At 35.3% G+C, this 14,751-nt stretch carries 18 protein-coding genes and 1 pseudogene; all 19 read right to left on the minus strand.

Translation table 11 applies throughout. From position 1 onward, the window contains the following. Positions 1 to 80: 80 nt before the first annotated feature. Positions 81 to 572, minus strand: coding sequence for an immunity protein YezG family protein (locus ACFX4E_RS21350; protein WP_377238238.1), 492 nt, complete (start codon positions 570 to 572; stop codon positions 81 to 83). Positions 573 to 797: 225 nt separating this feature from the next. Then, complete coding sequence (locus ACFX4E_RS21355; protein WP_377238237.1) at positions 798 to 1,253, minus strand: DUF4274 domain-containing protein; 456 nt, start codon at positions 1,251 to 1,253, stop codon at positions 798 to 800. Positions 1,254 to 1,458: 205 nt separating this feature from the next. Then, a complete protein-coding gene (locus ACFX4E_RS21360) occupies positions 1,459 to 1,944 on the minus strand; it encodes an antitoxin YezG family protein (protein ID WP_154991762.1) in 486 nt (161 codons plus the stop codon). Between the two features lie 213 nt (positions 1,945 to 2,157). Next, positions 2,158 to 2,622, minus strand: a complete 465-nt coding sequence (locus ACFX4E_RS21365; protein WP_377238236.1) for a hypothetical protein — start codon at positions 2,620 to 2,622, stop codon at positions 2,158 to 2,160. A 455-nt stretch (positions 2,623 to 3,077) separates the two neighbouring features. Then, a complete protein-coding gene (locus ACFX4E_RS21370; RefSeq protein ID WP_025751639.1) occupies positions 3,078 to 3,593 on the minus strand; it encodes an Imm6 family immunity protein in 516 nt (171 codons plus the stop codon). 29 nt (positions 3,594 to 3,622) lie between these two features. Further along, the gene (locus tag ACFX4E_RS21375) at positions 3,623 to 3,877 is read right to left on the minus strand and encodes a hypothetical protein (protein ID WP_251465950.1); all 255 of its coding nucleotides are present in this window, start codon (positions 3,875 to 3,877) and stop codon (positions 3,623 to 3,625) included. Between the two features lie 377 nt (positions 3,878 to 4,254). Next, positions 4,255 to 4,722, minus strand: coding sequence for a DUF600 domain-containing protein (locus ACFX4E_RS21380; protein WP_377238235.1), 468 nt, complete (start codon positions 4,720 to 4,722; stop codon positions 4,255 to 4,257). A gap of 198 nt (positions 4,723 to 4,920) precedes the next feature. Then, positions 4,921 to 5,430 (minus strand): Imm6 family immunity protein, encoded by a 510-nt coding sequence (locus tag ACFX4E_RS21385; protein ID WP_377238234.1) that lies wholly within the window; start codon positions 5,428 to 5,430, stop codon positions 4,921 to 4,923. Positions 5,431 to 5,616: 186 nt separating this feature from the next. Beyond that, a complete protein-coding gene (locus tag ACFX4E_RS21390; RefSeq protein ID WP_377238233.1) occupies positions 5,617 to 6,315 on the minus strand; it encodes an SMI1/KNR4 family protein in 699 nt (232 codons plus the stop codon). A 170-nt stretch (positions 6,316 to 6,485) separates the two neighbouring features. After that, the gene (locus ACFX4E_RS21395; protein WP_377238232.1) at positions 6,486 to 6,770 is read right to left on the minus strand and encodes a hypothetical protein; all 285 of its coding nucleotides are present in this window, start codon (positions 6,768 to 6,770) and stop codon (positions 6,486 to 6,488) included. Between the two features lie 242 nt (positions 6,771 to 7,012). Then, positions 7,013 to 7,726 (minus strand): pentapeptide repeat-containing protein, encoded by a 714-nt coding sequence (locus ACFX4E_RS21400; RefSeq protein ID WP_208756652.1) that lies wholly within the window; start codon positions 7,724 to 7,726, stop codon positions 7,013 to 7,015. Positions 7,727 to 7,745: 19 nt separating this feature from the next. Further along, positions 7,746 to 8,525 (minus strand): hypothetical protein, encoded by a 780-nt coding sequence (locus ACFX4E_RS21405; protein WP_377238231.1) that lies wholly within the window; start codon positions 8,523 to 8,525, stop codon positions 7,746 to 7,748. Positions 8,526 to 8,894: 369 nt separating this feature from the next. Beyond that, entirely contained in the window at positions 8,895 to 9,437 is a 543-nt protein-coding gene (locus ACFX4E_RS21410) for a T6SS immunity protein Tdi1 domain-containing protein (protein ID WP_114895650.1), read from the minus strand. Between the two features lie 13 nt (positions 9,438 to 9,450). Further along, complete coding sequence (locus ACFX4E_RS21415) at positions 9,451 to 9,921, minus strand: polymorphic toxin type 15 domain-containing protein (protein ID WP_377238306.1); 471 nt, start codon at positions 9,919 to 9,921, stop codon at positions 9,451 to 9,453. A 633-nt stretch (positions 9,922 to 10,554) separates the two neighbouring features. After that, positions 10,555 to 11,529 (minus strand): annotated as a pseudogene (locus ACFX4E_RS21420) (T7SS effector LXG polymorphic toxin); the annotation flags it as partial. Positions 11,530 to 11,541: 12 nt separating this feature from the next. Next, complete coding sequence (locus tag ACFX4E_RS21425) at positions 11,542 to 11,799, minus strand: YwqI/YxiC family protein (RefSeq protein ID WP_013083474.1); 258 nt, start codon at positions 11,797 to 11,799, stop codon at positions 11,542 to 11,544. Beyond that, positions 11,796 to 12,227 (minus strand): YwqH-like family protein, encoded by a 432-nt coding sequence (locus ACFX4E_RS21430; RefSeq protein WP_013057382.1) that lies wholly within the window; start codon positions 12,225 to 12,227, stop codon positions 11,796 to 11,798. Before ACFX4E_RS21430 ends, ACFX4E_RS21425 begins: the two co-directional genes overlap by 4 nt. A gap of 336 nt (positions 12,228 to 12,563) precedes the next feature. Further along, positions 12,564 to 13,958, minus strand: a complete 1,395-nt coding sequence (locus ACFX4E_RS21435) for an MATE family efflux transporter (RefSeq protein ID WP_377238230.1) — start codon at positions 13,956 to 13,958, stop codon at positions 12,564 to 12,566. Between the two features lie 154 nt (positions 13,959 to 14,112). Further along, entirely contained in the window at positions 14,113 to 14,745 is a 633-nt protein-coding gene (locus ACFX4E_RS21440) for an HlyD family secretion protein (protein WP_025751627.1), read from the minus strand. Positions 14,746 to 14,751: the final 6 nt, after the last annotated feature.

Below are 14,751 nucleotides of genomic sequence, written 5' to 3' on the forward strand. Positions count from 1 at the left end.
AGTCCTCTTGATGTAATTTTTCCAGGGTTAATTTAGTAACTTCATGAGGTGGGAATTTAACCAAAAATACTGGATTTATGCTAAATTGGATTATTGGGATACTCATTTAAATACTTATTAATTAAAGTCTTGCTTTCACTATCATCTGGTTCTGTTCCTAAATATTTATATTCCCAAATCACTAGCTGGTCATCAAAGCTGTAATCTGTGTCAAACCAATTTGTATAATCATAATGCACCTTTAATTTGCCATCGCTATCAACAGATAGCGTAAAAGGGTACCAAAGTTCTTGCTGATTATCTTTAAAAACGTTTCTTAATCTATTACTTAACTCAAATAAAGCTCGATCCTTCATTTTATAAAATTCTTTATCAATATCGTCGTATTCACAAGGAATTTCTAAACTATATTTATAGTTCTTTTCATTCTCAAGGGTATTATAAAAAAAGTAAGTGCCTCCTCCAGTTTCTGATATTTGAGCATAAAAATAAAACTTTCCCCATTCTTCTAGTATCATTTTATTCACTGTTTCAGCTATTTCTTTATGTAATTGCTTCATTTCATTTTCCACTTTTAGCAACCTCCGATACATTTGACCTTAATGAAACACCAACAAAAACGGTCTCACCTGCCACTCTTTTCATGACTTCAGTTCGTTCAAATTCTATACCTACCATTCTTCCAGATTTAGCTGCTTGATATTGATATTTAGCTTCCTTTATGTATTTTAGACTTAGACCTAACTCTTTTCTCTTTTTATAATGCATCAATTAACCTAAGTTTAGTTACTAATTCATTATATTTTAAAAATATCAACCGCATCTCCTGGAGATTTATTAATAAGGAGTTCAGGACTGTTTGGATTACTCTTCTTTAATTTATATTTTTGAATGTTTGTTAATTCAGGATTGAAAGAAATAGCCTGAGATGTAAACTCTAAGTTTATGAGTTTGTTGTAAACTTCCCCTAAAAATTTTTTCCAATTTTCCAAAGGAGAATTTAAAACCTCACCAGGATCTTCTAACATACGATACCCGTCTGCATAATGAAACATCAGTAAACCTGTTCCAAAATCACAAGCTGCATTTTCTAGAATAACTGCTGGCACTTCAAATCCACTATTCCAGTTATAATTTGCAGCAGAGTAATGAAGCAATAGAGAGTTATTAGTATTCAATAAATAACTTATTATATAATCCTTATCTGTGCTATTAATTAACTGTTGAAGAAAATGAATATCGTCCTTATCCATAAGTTCTTGCCTCCTTTTTAAAAAACTCAAATGCTATAAATTATTAATTATTGCTGTTAAAATTCTCTTCATATCTTTTCATTTTCATCATTTGTTCTTTATCTTTTTCATCCGCTAATTCTCTACTTAAATATTTGTACTCGAAAATCCCGCATCTTCACTTTGTGCTTACTGCTTCCTTTATTTGTATAGCCTTAATAATTATTTAAATAGGATTATTTGGATATTCTTTTAAATACTGATCTATTAAACTTTTAGTTTTTTCATCCGCCGGTGCTTCATCTAAATATTTATACTTCCAAATCTTTTTCTGTGCTACAAATCCGTAATCTGTATTCAACCAATCTGTATAATCAAATGATACAGAGAACTTCCCTGTTTGCTCTAACATTAGCGTAAAAGAATACCATAGTTCCTGGTTATTTTCTTTAAAGATTTCCCTGAGCTGTTCACTAAGATCAAAAAGCTTATCTTCTTCATTATTAAATTCTAGTTCCGATATGTTAAATTGTTTTGGTATATCTAGACTATACGTGTAGCTATTATCTCTAATTGATTTATAAAAAAAGTAAACTCGCCCCCCTGATTCATCAATCTGTGCATAAAAATAAAATTTCTCCCATTCTTCTGGAATCATATTATTAACCGTTTCTGCTATTTCTTGATACAATTCCTGTAACTGGCTTTCCATTTGCATAAAATTTATCCTCCTGACTGGTTTTCAACTGTTGCTATCCCTAGTTCTTCATCTTCAATTTGGTATGTTATCCTAACTGTTTATCGTTAACTTTTTTATATTTCTTCAAATCCATGTCAAACAACTAAAAAAAAGACACTATGATACTTATATATCGTAGCAACTATTAAGCTGACACATCTTATGAACTCTAGCTTCACAAAAGAATTAGCGCTCTTCTTTGCACAAATATAAGTATTGGCCAAATTCAGGAAACACATCCCAGTTTTTTTCAAGGGTATTGTTTGCTTCGCGTTCCTCGACTGAACCATTTTTTAAATCACGATTTTCCATTGCTATGTAACCATCTTCTCGGAAATTCAAAATCAAACTACTTACTTCTGTATTAGTTTTATCATCATATTCCCAATACATGGCTGTTCTTAAAAAAAGCTTACCTTCACTCATAACTTCGAAATCATAATTTAAATATTTACGAATTAGTTCATCATAAAACCCTACCGAAACCCATTCATTTGTAATATTTATAATATACTTGTGCTTCTCATCTTCCCTTAGTACGACCGTATAGGGTTTATGTTTTTGGTGGTATGTGTATGCAGTATGCTCATCAAGAATGTTCCAAGGCTTCTTTTTGATATCTGACCATTCGTCACAATAATACATTTCCATAGTCACTTGTACACCTTCCCATAATATTTCTACTAACAGTGCTGTTTTTTTTTACAAATTCTTTATACGTTTCTGATAAATTCATTCTCCATTTACCTTCCTTTTCAGAAAGCACAGTATCGTCCGGCAAGGGATAAATGATTGACCATCCTTACATTCCATTTGTATACCTCTTTAACATTGTGATGAAGTGTAATATTAAAAGGCGATATATCCATTTGGCTTCTGATCATCGTCCTTCTCATAAAATTCAAATATTAACTTGATATTCCTTGATGATGCTACCTTCATGAACTTTAATAAAGCATCATTCAAGTATACAAAATGTAAATATCTCAAAAAAACAACCAAAAGCAGCTGTCATCTAAAAGTCTCATCTGCTTATCTTTGAAGTTAAAATCTGCTTTTAAAAGTATAGCTAAATAATTACACATTTTTAGAAGTTTCTTAGTTATCTATTTCTCAATAGACTCATCAATAAAAGTCTTTATTGAAATTAAATCTACCCTTTTATCAGCATTCTTTGGATAGTTTTCTTCAAGAAAGTGTAATAGCTTATCTGAGATACTATTATTCTCATATACCTTTTCAAAATTTGTTATGAAGCTTTCAACAGTCTGATAATCAACACTTTCAATAGTCTGGGGAAGATACTTTTCTTTTTCATATTGATACGCCTCCCAGATTGTATATGCCAGAGCATTTCCAATACATATCCATACTTTTTCATTATCTTTATCATCGGCCAGTTGCATATAAGTCATGATATCTGTTTCATCTATGTTTTCTAAATATACATACAGGCTATCTGCGTCAAAATCCTTTAATTTTAGCCATTCCCAAGCTTTTTCTAATGACTCAACCGCTACTTCAAATCCTTTAGATTCAGAAATCTTGTTGATAATTAAATTAGATAGCGACAATAGATATACGACTTTAGCATCCTTGCTCAAATTATTAAATCGATTCATTTGATTTGGTGATCCTCCTTCATACATGGTTACCTTTTGAGTAATTTTATATATTTCGTGTCTTTCCCTTCAAATAACCTTCCTTCTGATTTTCGATTAGCTATATCAAAAAACTCTTTGGCAATTAAAAGGGATCCCAACTCATAATAAATAACGCCTGAAATAAACTCTTTTTCACCATCATCAAATCGTTTAAAGCCTGATGAGTATAGATGAGTTAGCCAATATTGGGCACTTTCATAGTCATTCATTATGATAAAGGTATCAATGATATCTTTTACCACCTCATAAGTATCACTATATAACCCTTTTGGAAGCGGAATCTCTTCCCACCCTTTGATTAATACATCAACAGATTATTGATAATTTTTCTGTTCAAATAACTGATCACTTTTCACTCTATATTCTCCAACTCTTTGTTGGATATTTAATTCCATTTTCATTTACATTCTCCTTAATAAAATGGGATGACTTGTTAAGACTAAAGATACATTACTATTTAATAGTTTTGCACTTATAAAATTTGACTAGATTTATTGATTCCTATCCTAAAACGTAAGAAGCACCTTTTACTTTACTCATTATTTCACTCAAACTTTAGAGCGGTTTAATATTAATTAAAGTAAAAACTTTGAAAAGCATTAGCCCATCAAGTTCTAGTTTACAAATGACTTTCTTTTACTTCTTCGAACCAACAATCAAAAATATCATCTGGCAATAGTTCGTCATCATTTGTATAAATTAAGTCATATCTATGGTTTGCTTTTACCCTATTCTGCTTCACATCATAAAAAAGTTTTATTTCGGTTGGCATGTCCCTATCAAATTCTTCGCATTTCTTATGAATAAATTTCAAGTTTTCATTACCGATTTTCAAAGCAGCCTTCTGTCTTTCTCTTGAAACATCATAAACTAGATTGCCTTGACCATTTAATTCAGGTTTGGCCTCATTTAGTTGATGTTTATGGACTACCTTTTCATTAATTTTAAAGAAAAAATCAAAAACATACATTTTTGGCTCGTATGAACAATAGATATAGATTTCATCTGCTTTATTTTCGACATACTCTAAACAAATAGCTATCATGTCTGTTTGTAATTCTGAAAAAAAATCTTCAAATACCTTCATTTAATCACCTTTAATTTTCTATACTTGTAAAACTCATTTCATAATCTTTAATTAGTATGAGCATTATTTAATTGTTTTTAATCTCAGTTTCTTGTTGGAGTTTCCTTACCCAATATTCTTTGACGTTCTTGATAGAACTTGTTCATATCAGTATTTCTATATTTCACAATGTTTTTATTCCGTAGGTTTAATGCACTTTTAGAATAATTTTATAAAGTCTTCTCTTTTTATTGAGGTTTCATTGCTTATACACTCATAATCATAAAGAACTAATTCCATTCTTTCAATTTCCTCTACTGTGATAAAACCGGTTTCAACTGCGCTATTCAAAAAGACAGTGATACTATCTGCACCGATACCTTCCAGCGCTTGCGGTACATATTTTACTTTTTCGTTTTTATAAGCTTCCCAAGATGTATAAGCGACGGCATCCACTAGTAGTGACCATAGCCTAGCCATATTCAAGTCTTCTTCTTCCTCAGCAAATTCTGAGATCCCTGTATAGTCTGCACTATCAATAAGCTCATAGAGTTCATCTCCAGTTACAGTATGAGATTCACCCCATAACCAACATTTGTCTAACGCTTCTCTACCTGCTGGATATCTTTCATCACCTTTACTTATTACAGAAAATACTCTTTCAGCAACAATTAAAACAACCCCAACTTTTTGTTCACTTTGTAAATTAAGAATGGATTTATTTTTCATAAAATCCTCCTTATGTTTATTTAATAATCTTTCCATTTTTTTAAACGTACACGTAATTCATTTTTGAACTTTTTTATGATTGCACCGATTGTTACGCTCAAATAAAAGAAAGCACCTGCTTCCTTTTATGGACAATCAAGTGCTATATGCTATATAAACTTACTTAGTCTATTTACACATTATTTTTTAATTATCTTGTAACCCTATTAAAATCCATTCATCTACAATATCCCAGAAATCAACACTATATTCAGGCTGGTCATTGGTGAACCACAGTGTTGCTCTATTATCCGTACAATTGTTCAAATCTACCGCAACGTATCCACCCATACCATTCTCAAAAAATCCATAAGTGGTATCAAGATTGATTTCTAATGGATGCTCTAAATCATCAAGAATCCCCCATTCATCTTCTTTAAAATAAGTTACTCTCTCTAACGGTACTAGACCCATTGCTCGACTTGGCATATAATAAAAGCCATTATGTAACTTTCCGTAAAATTTAACAATAGATTGCGGAACACTTGACCAAGCTTGTTGCATGTCTAAATCGTAAATTGATTTGTTTGGTATTCCCCCTTCATAATAAAGAATTTCGTCATTTTCACTCTTCACGCTATATAGAATGGCGTACTGTCCATTATCTATAATGAGTTCAACATCTACTAAATTCTCTTTTAAATATGAGATCGTATGACTTAATTCTTTTTCACATATCCGATTCCATAAAGCAATTATTTTATCTTTCCTCTCAGTCTTGTCAGTTTCTATAAATACTTCCATCCATTCCTCCGGGATTTTCTCTTTCTCAATACTTAGTAAGTCTTCATTAGATACAAACTCAATACTTTTTCTGTATTGTTGTAGAAAAGATAACTTATTCACTTAGAATCACTCCTATTTATCCTCTTAAATTCATTTATTAAACTATATTTATTTTCTTCTGTTAGACTATTGTAGAAACCTAGGTGATTTTCAGTATTCATCATTTTTTGGGCTATTTAAGCTAGTCAGTATATTTAAAATCATGAGTTTTCGGCTTTTCACCTGGCATATTACTTCAATACATTTTGTTTTCGTATCAACCAATGATCTTTAGTGATTTTTTGTGGAATTGGCTTCGTTTGAACAGGAACTTCCAAAATTAATTCTCCCTCTACTCGACCACCTTTTAAAGTATTTAGGTTAAATTTACCAGAATAATATTTTTTAGTAAACTCACTTAAATAACTTAATGCGGTCTTTTCTTGTACTTCAGTCAGTTGAGTGAATTTCCTCGAGACAATTTCCCCACCTAGAATATAAGAATCAACAACATATTTCTTCCCATTGTTTTTCACAAAATTGGGTATTGATTTCTTTTTAGATACTGCTTTACCGTTCTCATTAGCATACTTATAAAATTATCATGTTCATTTCACCTTTCATACTGAGATACAAAAAGCACTCATCGTCTCTCTTAGACAATTAAGTGCTTTAAGTTTGCAAGTTTTATAGTGAGAGTGTGACACCCTTTACATGCTGTGACAAATCATACATTAAAACGTAGGTGCCAATTTTACATACAATTTAAAATCAACTTCTATATCATTTTCAACACTTGTTCTTTCACATTTTCGTCAAACTTAGCTCCTTCTACATTTGCTCCTGTCCAAACTACATTGTCGAGTTTAGCACCGGTAAAATCCGCTTCTGTGAAATCCCCATTTAAAAGGATTGCTCCGGTAAAATCCGCTTCTGTGAAATTAGCATTTCTAGCATCTACCGCTGATAAATTTACATTTTCCAAATGCGCTTTTTCAAATTTACTATTTGTCAGATTGGCACCGCTGAAATCCGTTCCCGTACAGTCGGCCTGTTCCGCATCAATTCCTGACAAATTTGCATGGCGAAATGTAGCATGATTTAAAATTGTTCCAACTAATTCTCCATGTGAAAAATCAGCCTCATCAAAACGAGTTTCAAAGCAACTACTTATATTTATCTTTGCATATTTCATATTTGCTTTAGAAAAATCCGCTTCGCCAAACCTACAATCTGCCATGTTAATTTCTTCTAAATTACAACTTCTGAAATCAGCTAACTCAAAATCGCAGTCATGAAACGCTGCTCTCATTAGTGAAGAGGCTCTCAACACAACACGTTTTGCCATAATACGCCTTGCCATTACTTCTGACAGGTCTGAAAAACTAAGGTCTAAATCACTCATATCTATCTGATCTATAACCTCATCATTATATTGAGATCTATTTACTATTTCCATAACCCTTATTCGCTCATTACTTTTCTCATCCATGATTACAAATTCCTTTCCTTTAATTTTCTAGATACTTCTTCCAAGCAACATTGGGAGAATACGTGACAACCATTCGACTTTCATGAAAACTTGGCACAGCTATTACTTGAGCTGGTTCTAAGTATTTCATTACATGTAACCACCGATCTAGCAATGTATCCCTATCAGCTTCTAATGGATTTTGTAAAAGATCCATACAAACCCCGCCCCATTCTAATTCTGATACGACAGCGGGAGTATTTAGTAGGAATTCCTTATCAAACATTTCTAAAATATGACCACTAAAATATGTTCTAGCTCCTACCCCCAAGGGACCGTTAGGAAGAAACCTGACCGGTATAGGTAGTGAAGACGTATTCATCCACATATGTAAGCGTTCATATTCAGTATTCCATGGATAAGATGCTTTCCAAAAAATTTGGGACACTCCATAACGCGGCTTTACAATTTCTGCGATTTGATCAGATAACTTAAAAAAAACAGACCATAATTTTTTAGGTATTGATTTATGGAACTCAAACTCCAAATATGAACTATGACTCCAGTTAACTTTAAAACTCCCTTTATAGTGCACCGCTTTATCACGATACAGGTGAACTTCAGATACTCTACGCTCTGAAATCACTTTTTCTAGAATTTCCCGACGATTATATTCTACCTTTACTGTTTCAGAGTTACCCCAATGGGTAGGAGCAAATTTTTCATTTGACTCAAACACATCCAAAAGACGACCTAATAGCTCCTCTTCGTTAAAAGCTACTGTGGGGTACATTGAAATTGAAAAATAATTAGGTTTCATCTATATCCTCCTTACATACTAGATGTCATATCAGCCTGCAATTCACTGAATAAATCTTCAAATTCTTTCATACTACTTTTACTTCTTTAACAATAATAAAATGCTGTAAGGCCATGCTTGCCATCAATAATATATTTAACTATAAATTTCTTTGTTTGCATATTACTCTCAGTATAAATGTTTTTAACGTCAACACTTGTTTTTTTGAAATATTTTTTTAAAAATTCAACCTCATTTCTCTTTAACTTTCTGATATTTTTCACATTCACATCGGATAATTTAAAAACAAAAAATGGCTCACAAAAAAACACTTGTTGCCTAAAAGGCAGTCAAGTGCTTATAGTTCATTTTGTAATATAGCTTTGAACATTATTGTACTGGTCCCATGAATTCAGTAATAATAAGAATATGTTCCTTCAATTTGACTTTTTTTAGATTCTCTACTTTTTCTGCTCCACCAAGCCCTAATAGAGGGGTGTATCCAAAACATTCGTCATAAGATATTTCGCCCCATTTTTCTACTGCTTTTGGATATGGCTTCCACTTTAAATATTCGTCTCGAAATTTTTCCGAATCTAAACTTTTAAAAAAGTATAGAAAGTTTGGCATAAGTGTTTTAAGTAAGCCGTACCTAAAATTAAGCAACCTTACATAACCATCAGCCCATATGACTAAATCCCCCATACTTGTTGCAAATAATACTAAAGAATCAGTGTATCTTTGGCTACTTTCTTGTAAGATATCAATGTACTCCTCTGGATTGACACTTTTAAAATAACCTGCCATAAATGTTCCAAATCCATAATCCTGCCATAAATCTATTATTTCTTTAGGGACCATATTTTTATACTTTTCAATCAGTTCACTAGGAACTTTATTATGCAACTTAAAATCTTTTAAATATTGTTCCATTCAAACTCCTCCTTTAATGTGTTAACTTTACATTCAAATAAGTATTTTTCAGTTGTTCTAGTGTCATATTTTTTGATATTTCCTCTATTTGTTTATCAACAATTTTAATTCTAGACCTCCATTGACTACCTATAGAGAAATTAACCCTCTTATCTCCCATTCCTCCTATTATTTCAGGCCTTCCTCCCGCAACCTGATCTGGATTATGAAGTGCCGCTTGGGTTTTTAGCCATTTTTTCGCCTCTTCCTCTGCTTCATCAAATGATTTTCCTTTATCCATAAATTCGGTAATTTTGTCAGATAAAGCTTCTTCTCTAGCTGTTTGTTGAGCAACATTTCCCTCTATTGCCCTGCCTTTATCAATAAATCGCTCTCGATTTTCCTGGTATTCATGTACGGTTAATTCATTCATACCTTTTTCTTGATCCTTTAACTGTCTTGCAAATTCTTCTGAATCGAATTTAGTTTTGTAGTTAAATTTCACTTCAATTTCTTTTGTTCTAGGTATATTATCTAAGTGCTTGACTTCACCCGTATCCTGTTGAATTTGACGTTCACTCACACGCTCTGCTTTTACAGGCTTTTCAATCATCTGCATCGTCTGCTGCTTCACATTCTGCAAGGTCTCCCTCACCGTCTGCTGGGCAAGTGCTGGACCAGCCGGCACAAGTTCTGGCCCCAGTCTTGGCATGCTGCTGTCTAGGATGTTGTTATATGTTTTATGTAGCGACTGTGTCCAAGAGGCCGGTGCGTTTTTGACGCTTTGGTAGGCTTGCTTTGTGACGTTGGCAACGGCGCTTGTGCGAAGCGTGTTGCGCATGTTGTTGAGCTTTTCGGTTCCTTTGGTCGCAAGGCTTTGTCCCATTTTTCCCGCTACCTTCGTAGAAAGCGCTCCAGCTCCAGCAATTCCTAATGCTTGCAGAAGACTTGCTTTACGCTGCTCTTCACTGATTTTATTCCCGAACATGTCGCGTCCGGTCATATATTCTCCTAGCCCGTTTGCGGCCACAAGACCGTAGAGGCCTTTTTCCGTTTGCTCCAGGACTTTGAAGGATTTAGCGGATTTGTAGGCGTCTAAGGCGTGATCCGCTGCGCTTAGGCCTTTAGCCGTTTTGTAGATGGCTTTTCCGCCTTTTGCGGCTCTTCCTACCCAGCCGACAACCGGAATGAAGCCGGCTGCTGCCATGGCTCCCGCTGCGACGCGCTGTGAGGTAGAAAGTTTTTCACCCGTAACAGGGTCCACGCCTTCTGCTGCTCGTTTATAATCATAATATCCGCTGACCTCTCCTGTAAAGGTAGAAACCGCGTCCCACGTTTTTTCATACCACGGCTTGTTTGCTTCTTCTTCTTGCTTTTTTTCCAGCTCGTATACTTCTTCTTGCTGCTTGTTGTAGTCAACATATGAAGTTGCATAGTCGTTTAGCTTTGTTTGAACTTTATACAGCTCGCTGTCGTGATAGGCTTTTTCGTCAAAGGCAAGCTGATAGACACTTCCTCCTTGACTCGTAGCAAGCTCTAAGCCGCTTACTAGCATATCCACTACCGCATAGAAGTCATCCATTTCGCTGTATTCTTTTGACCATTCAGCGTCAAGCTGGTTCACTGCTTCAATTGTATCGGTGCGTTTTTTCTCTGCTTCTTCTATTTTATCGTTAAACTCACTCGTTGAAAACGCTGAAATAGAGACGATATCGTCAATGCCGTTTAAAATACTCTGCAGATCTTCGTGCTGCTGCGCAACCATTTCTTTAGCATTGCTGTTGGCGTTTTTTAGCTCTGTTTCTAAAAATGATTCAGTTACAATCGTGCTTCCTGATAGCTTTGCTTTTTCAGCTTTAACGTGAAGCGTTGAAAAATAGCTTTGCTGCATTTTAATTAAGTTTTCCCACTGTCCGGCCGTATCGGCGTGCTGCTTATAAAAAGATTTTATATTGTCAGCGCCTTTTCCTTCTAAGCTGCCATCTAAGTCCGCTACGCCCTGCAGCGCTTTTTTCAGTTCACCCAGCTGGCTGAGTAACTCATCGTAGGCTTTTTCCCTGTCTTTTGCTACATCAAACAGCGCTTTTGCATCGTATACCTTTCCCACAGTCATCCCCCTTTGCTGCTACGAATGGATAATAGATTCGTCTTGTTCTTTTAGTAAGTCTACATTAGATTTTGTATCTTTTACGTTTTTGTTTAGTGCTTTTATATAAGTAGAAATAAGCGTTTGAATTTCTTCTTCGCGCGCTTCCCATTTCTCTGTAGTATCAAGGCTGTTTTTTCCAAGGTCAGGCATTTTGCTAATGGATAAATTTCCAATCGCTGTGCTGACTGCTTCAAGCTTTTTGATAACGTCAGCGTGATCAAGCTTAATTGTCATGAAAACAGCCCCCTTCTAATTTCACTAATCTTGTTTTCTACTGCGTCATAGGCTTCTTCACCTTTAGCTAATAAAGAATCCGCTTCTCCAATAACGGCGTTCAAGCCGCTCAAAGCTCCTTTTTCAGCTTCTAGCGCCCATATCTTTGTTTCAATTTCACGAATGTATCCATCGTAATCACCGTCTAAAATGCCTTTTATGTTGTCGTAGGCTGCCGTACGTTTTTCGTCAAAATCATCCGATAACGTACCCGTCCATTTGTCTCCCAGCTCAGGCTTTTTGATGTGTTCAATTTCTTTTAACGAAACAGCTTGTTCATGCTCAATTTTACTTTTAGCCGTTCTTAGCTTAGAAATTTTCCCTTCTACATCTGAGACTCTTCCAGATACTTCACCCAGCAGTCCGTCTAATACGCTTCCTAACCCCATACCGTTCCTCCTGTTCCGCACATTTCGAGTTTAATCCAATAATTATAAGTATAAAATTTGTCTCATTATAGCTAAATAGGAAAAAACTCTCTTTTTTATGCTTCTAGTTTCATGAATTGAGATAAAAATGAAAAATAAGAGAAAAAAGACTCATGTCTAAATACGTTATCTAACCATATACCGTTATCTAAAACAAAGAATAAGTAGAATAAAACCATTCCTTTGTACCCATACCCGTTTTTTCCCACAAATTAAAGCTTTTTGCGTAAAAAGACCAGCTTCACTTCGTTTTTTTACACAGCAAAAAACCTCTGCACATTCTGCAGAGGTTTTGTTTTATACTTGAACCGGCGTTGGTTCTTCAGCTGTTTGTTCGTGCTGTATAAGTCCGTAGTTTTCCCATGCTCGGCTTTTCCAGCGAAAAAACATAATAACTGCGCGCGTCCATTCATCGGCTGCGATGGCAAGCCAAATGCCAGCGAGCCCCATGTCTAAATGGAAAACGAAGAAATAACCGAGCGGCAAGCTCATCATGACCATCGACATCGCACCAATTAACACCGGATATTTGGCATCTCCCGCTGCCCGCAGCGAGTTAATCAGCACAATGTTCATCGTTCTTCCCGTTTCAAGCACAATGCTCAGAAGCAGCACCGTCGCCCCAAGCTCAATGATATGCGGATTGTCTGTAAACACGCTGATCAGCTGTGTTCTGAATGTCATCACAAGAACAACCATCATCATCGTTACGACACTGGCCCATTTGACGCTTTTCCATACGCGATGGTACGCTTCATCTTTTTCGTTTCCGCCTACTAAACGGCCGACAATAATCGCTGTACCCATTCCAATTGCAATGGCAAATAAGTAAATGAACATTGAAATATTCATCGCGTACTGTCTCGCAGCAAGTGATTCTGCTCCTAGGTAGGTTGCATAGTATAAAAAGACAATTTGACAGCCCTGATACATCACTTGTTCAAAAGCCGACGGAATACCGATTTTTAAAATTTTACCGATATATTCTTTTGAAAGCGTAATGTAGTATTGAAATTTCACTCTATATTCCATCACTTGATACAGCAGCCAAAAGAACACAATAAGGGCAACGAATCGGCTGAACGCAGATGAAATCGCTGCTCCTTGCACGCCCATTTCCGGAAAGCCGAACTTCCCGAAGATTAAAGCATAGTTTCCTGCAATATGAAAAATGTTCATTCCAAGTGAAACAAACATTGCCTGCTTCGTAAAGCCATGTACGCGAATAATCGCTGCAAGAGAGTTAATAATCGCTTGAAGAAAAATAGCTCCTCCGACGATGGATAAATAGCTTTGTGCATACATCAGTACGTCACCTTGTAAGTTCATCGCTTCCATCATATGTCTTGAAAACAAAAGAAAACCCGCGCTAATGACTAGCCCGACTCCTAAATTTAACGTAACGGCCAAAGCAGAAATCTTTGACGCTTCCATATACCGTTTTGATCCTAAATACTGGGAGACAACAATTGCCGCTCCGTTACCAATGACCTCTAACACCAAAATCGCAATGTGAAGGTATTGATTGGCTGCTCCGACTCCTGATACGGCATCATCCGACAGCGCACTTAGCATAAAGGTATCAGCAATCCCCATTAACATAAAAAGAAACACTTCTAAAAAGATCGGCCACGTTAAGAAAAACAAATTCAGCTTTTCTTTTGGCCCTTTTTTTGTTTCGACCGCGGTCATCCCATCACCTTCTTTACCGATATCCAATTTCAAACAAGAAGTATCTTACCACACATTTCCTTTGTATACATCCCCTTTTTAGCACATTTTTTATTTTATTTGTTTAGGCATAAAAAAAGCCGCTCCCTTAGAGGAAGCAGCTTTTTTCCCGTTATTAAATTGAAATTTTCACTTCCGCATTCATACCTGGAAGAACTTTATCTGATGCGTCATCAATTGAAATTTTCACCGGTACTTTTTGCGTTACTTTTGTGTAGTTTCCTGTATTTTGAGCAGGAAGCATAGAAGACACTGAGTTTGTTGCGCGGCCGATTGCTTCAACATGGCCTTTAAAGACTTTACCTGAATCTCCGTCCACTGTAATGTCGACGCTGTCTCCTTCTTCTAAGTCACCTAGGTCTGTTTCTTTAATGTTTGCATTGATGTAGATTTTAGATAAATCAGCTGTTTGTGCTAACACATCGCCAGCTTTTACTAATTGATTTTGAGATGCGTTGTTTTTAATAATTGTTCCGTCAATCATAGACGTTACGTCTGTTGATTTTTCGCCTTCTTTTAAGCTTCCAACAGAATCACCTTGTGAAACGCTATCTCCTTCTTTTACATTCCATTCGCTTAACTGACCGTTAGCTGAAGCGATGACTTGTGAAAGCGGTGCTTCTACCTGCGCTTCATCTGTTTTAACGTAATTTGCTTTTTCGTAGAAATAATATCCACCAAAGCCTACTAGTAATAAAATCACAATGATTCCAACAATGTTAGTAACCAATAAACGACTTTTACTCATCGGAAT

Origin of the sequence: Priestia sp. YIM B13491, from assembly GCF_042787605.1 — a bacterium.
In the GTDB taxonomy this organism is placed as follows: domain Bacteria; phylum Bacillota; class Bacilli; order Bacillales; family Bacillaceae_H; genus Priestia; species Priestia megaterium_E.

What these genes read in the sequence shown, in the direction of transcription:
- ACFX4E_RS21355 (WP_377238237.1), bottom strand. Translation starts at nt 1,253, where the DNA reads ATGGATAAGGACGATATTCATTTTCTTCAACAGTTAATTAATAGCACA.
- ACFX4E_RS21360 (WP_154991762.1), bottom strand. Translation starts at nt 1,944, where the DNA reads ATGGAAAGCCAGTTACAGGAATTGTATCAAGAAATAGCAGAAACGGTT.
- ACFX4E_RS21365 (WP_377238236.1), bottom strand. Translation starts at nt 2,622, where the DNA reads ATGGAAATGTATTATTGTGACGAATGGTCAGATATCAAAAAGAAGCCT.
- ACFX4E_RS21370 (WP_025751639.1), bottom strand. Translation starts at nt 3,593, where the DNA reads ATGAATCGATTTAATAATTTGAGCAAGGATGCTAAAGTCGTATATCTA.
- ACFX4E_RS21380 (WP_377238235.1), bottom strand. Translation starts at nt 4,722, where the DNA reads ATGAAGGTATTTGAAGATTTTTTTTCAGAATTACAAACAGACATGATA.
- ACFX4E_RS21385 (WP_377238234.1), bottom strand. Translation starts at nt 5,430, where the DNA reads ATGAAAAATAAATCCATTCTTAATTTACAAAGTGAACAAAAAGTTGGG.
- ACFX4E_RS21400 (WP_208756652.1), bottom strand. Translation starts at nt 7,726, where the DNA reads ATGGATGAGAAAAGTAATGAGCGAATAAGGGTTATGGAAATAGTAAAT.
- ACFX4E_RS21405 (WP_377238231.1), bottom strand. Translation starts at nt 8,525, where the DNA reads ATGAAACCTAATTATTTTTCAATTTCAATGTACCCCACAGTAGCTTTT.
- ACFX4E_RS21410 (WP_114895650.1), bottom strand. Translation starts at nt 9,437, where the DNA reads ATGGAACAATATTTAAAAGATTTTAAGTTGCATAATAAAGTTCCTAGT.
- ACFX4E_RS21425 (WP_013083474.1), bottom strand. Translation starts at nt 11,799, where the DNA reads ATGACAATTAAGCTTGATCACGCTGACGTTATCAAAAAGCTTGAAGCA.
- ACFX4E_RS21430 (WP_013057382.1), bottom strand. Translation starts at nt 12,227, where the DNA reads ATGGGGTTAGGAAGCGTATTAGACGGACTGCTGGGTGAAGTATCTGGA.
- ACFX4E_RS21435 (WP_377238230.1), bottom strand. Translation starts at nt 13,958, where the DNA reads ATGACCGCGGTCGAAACAAAAAAAGGGCCAAAAGAAAAGCTGAATTTG.
- ACFX4E_RS21440 (WP_025751627.1), bottom strand. Translation starts at nt 14,745, where the DNA reads ATGAGTAAAAGTCGTTTATTGGTTACTAACATTGTTGGAATCATTGTG.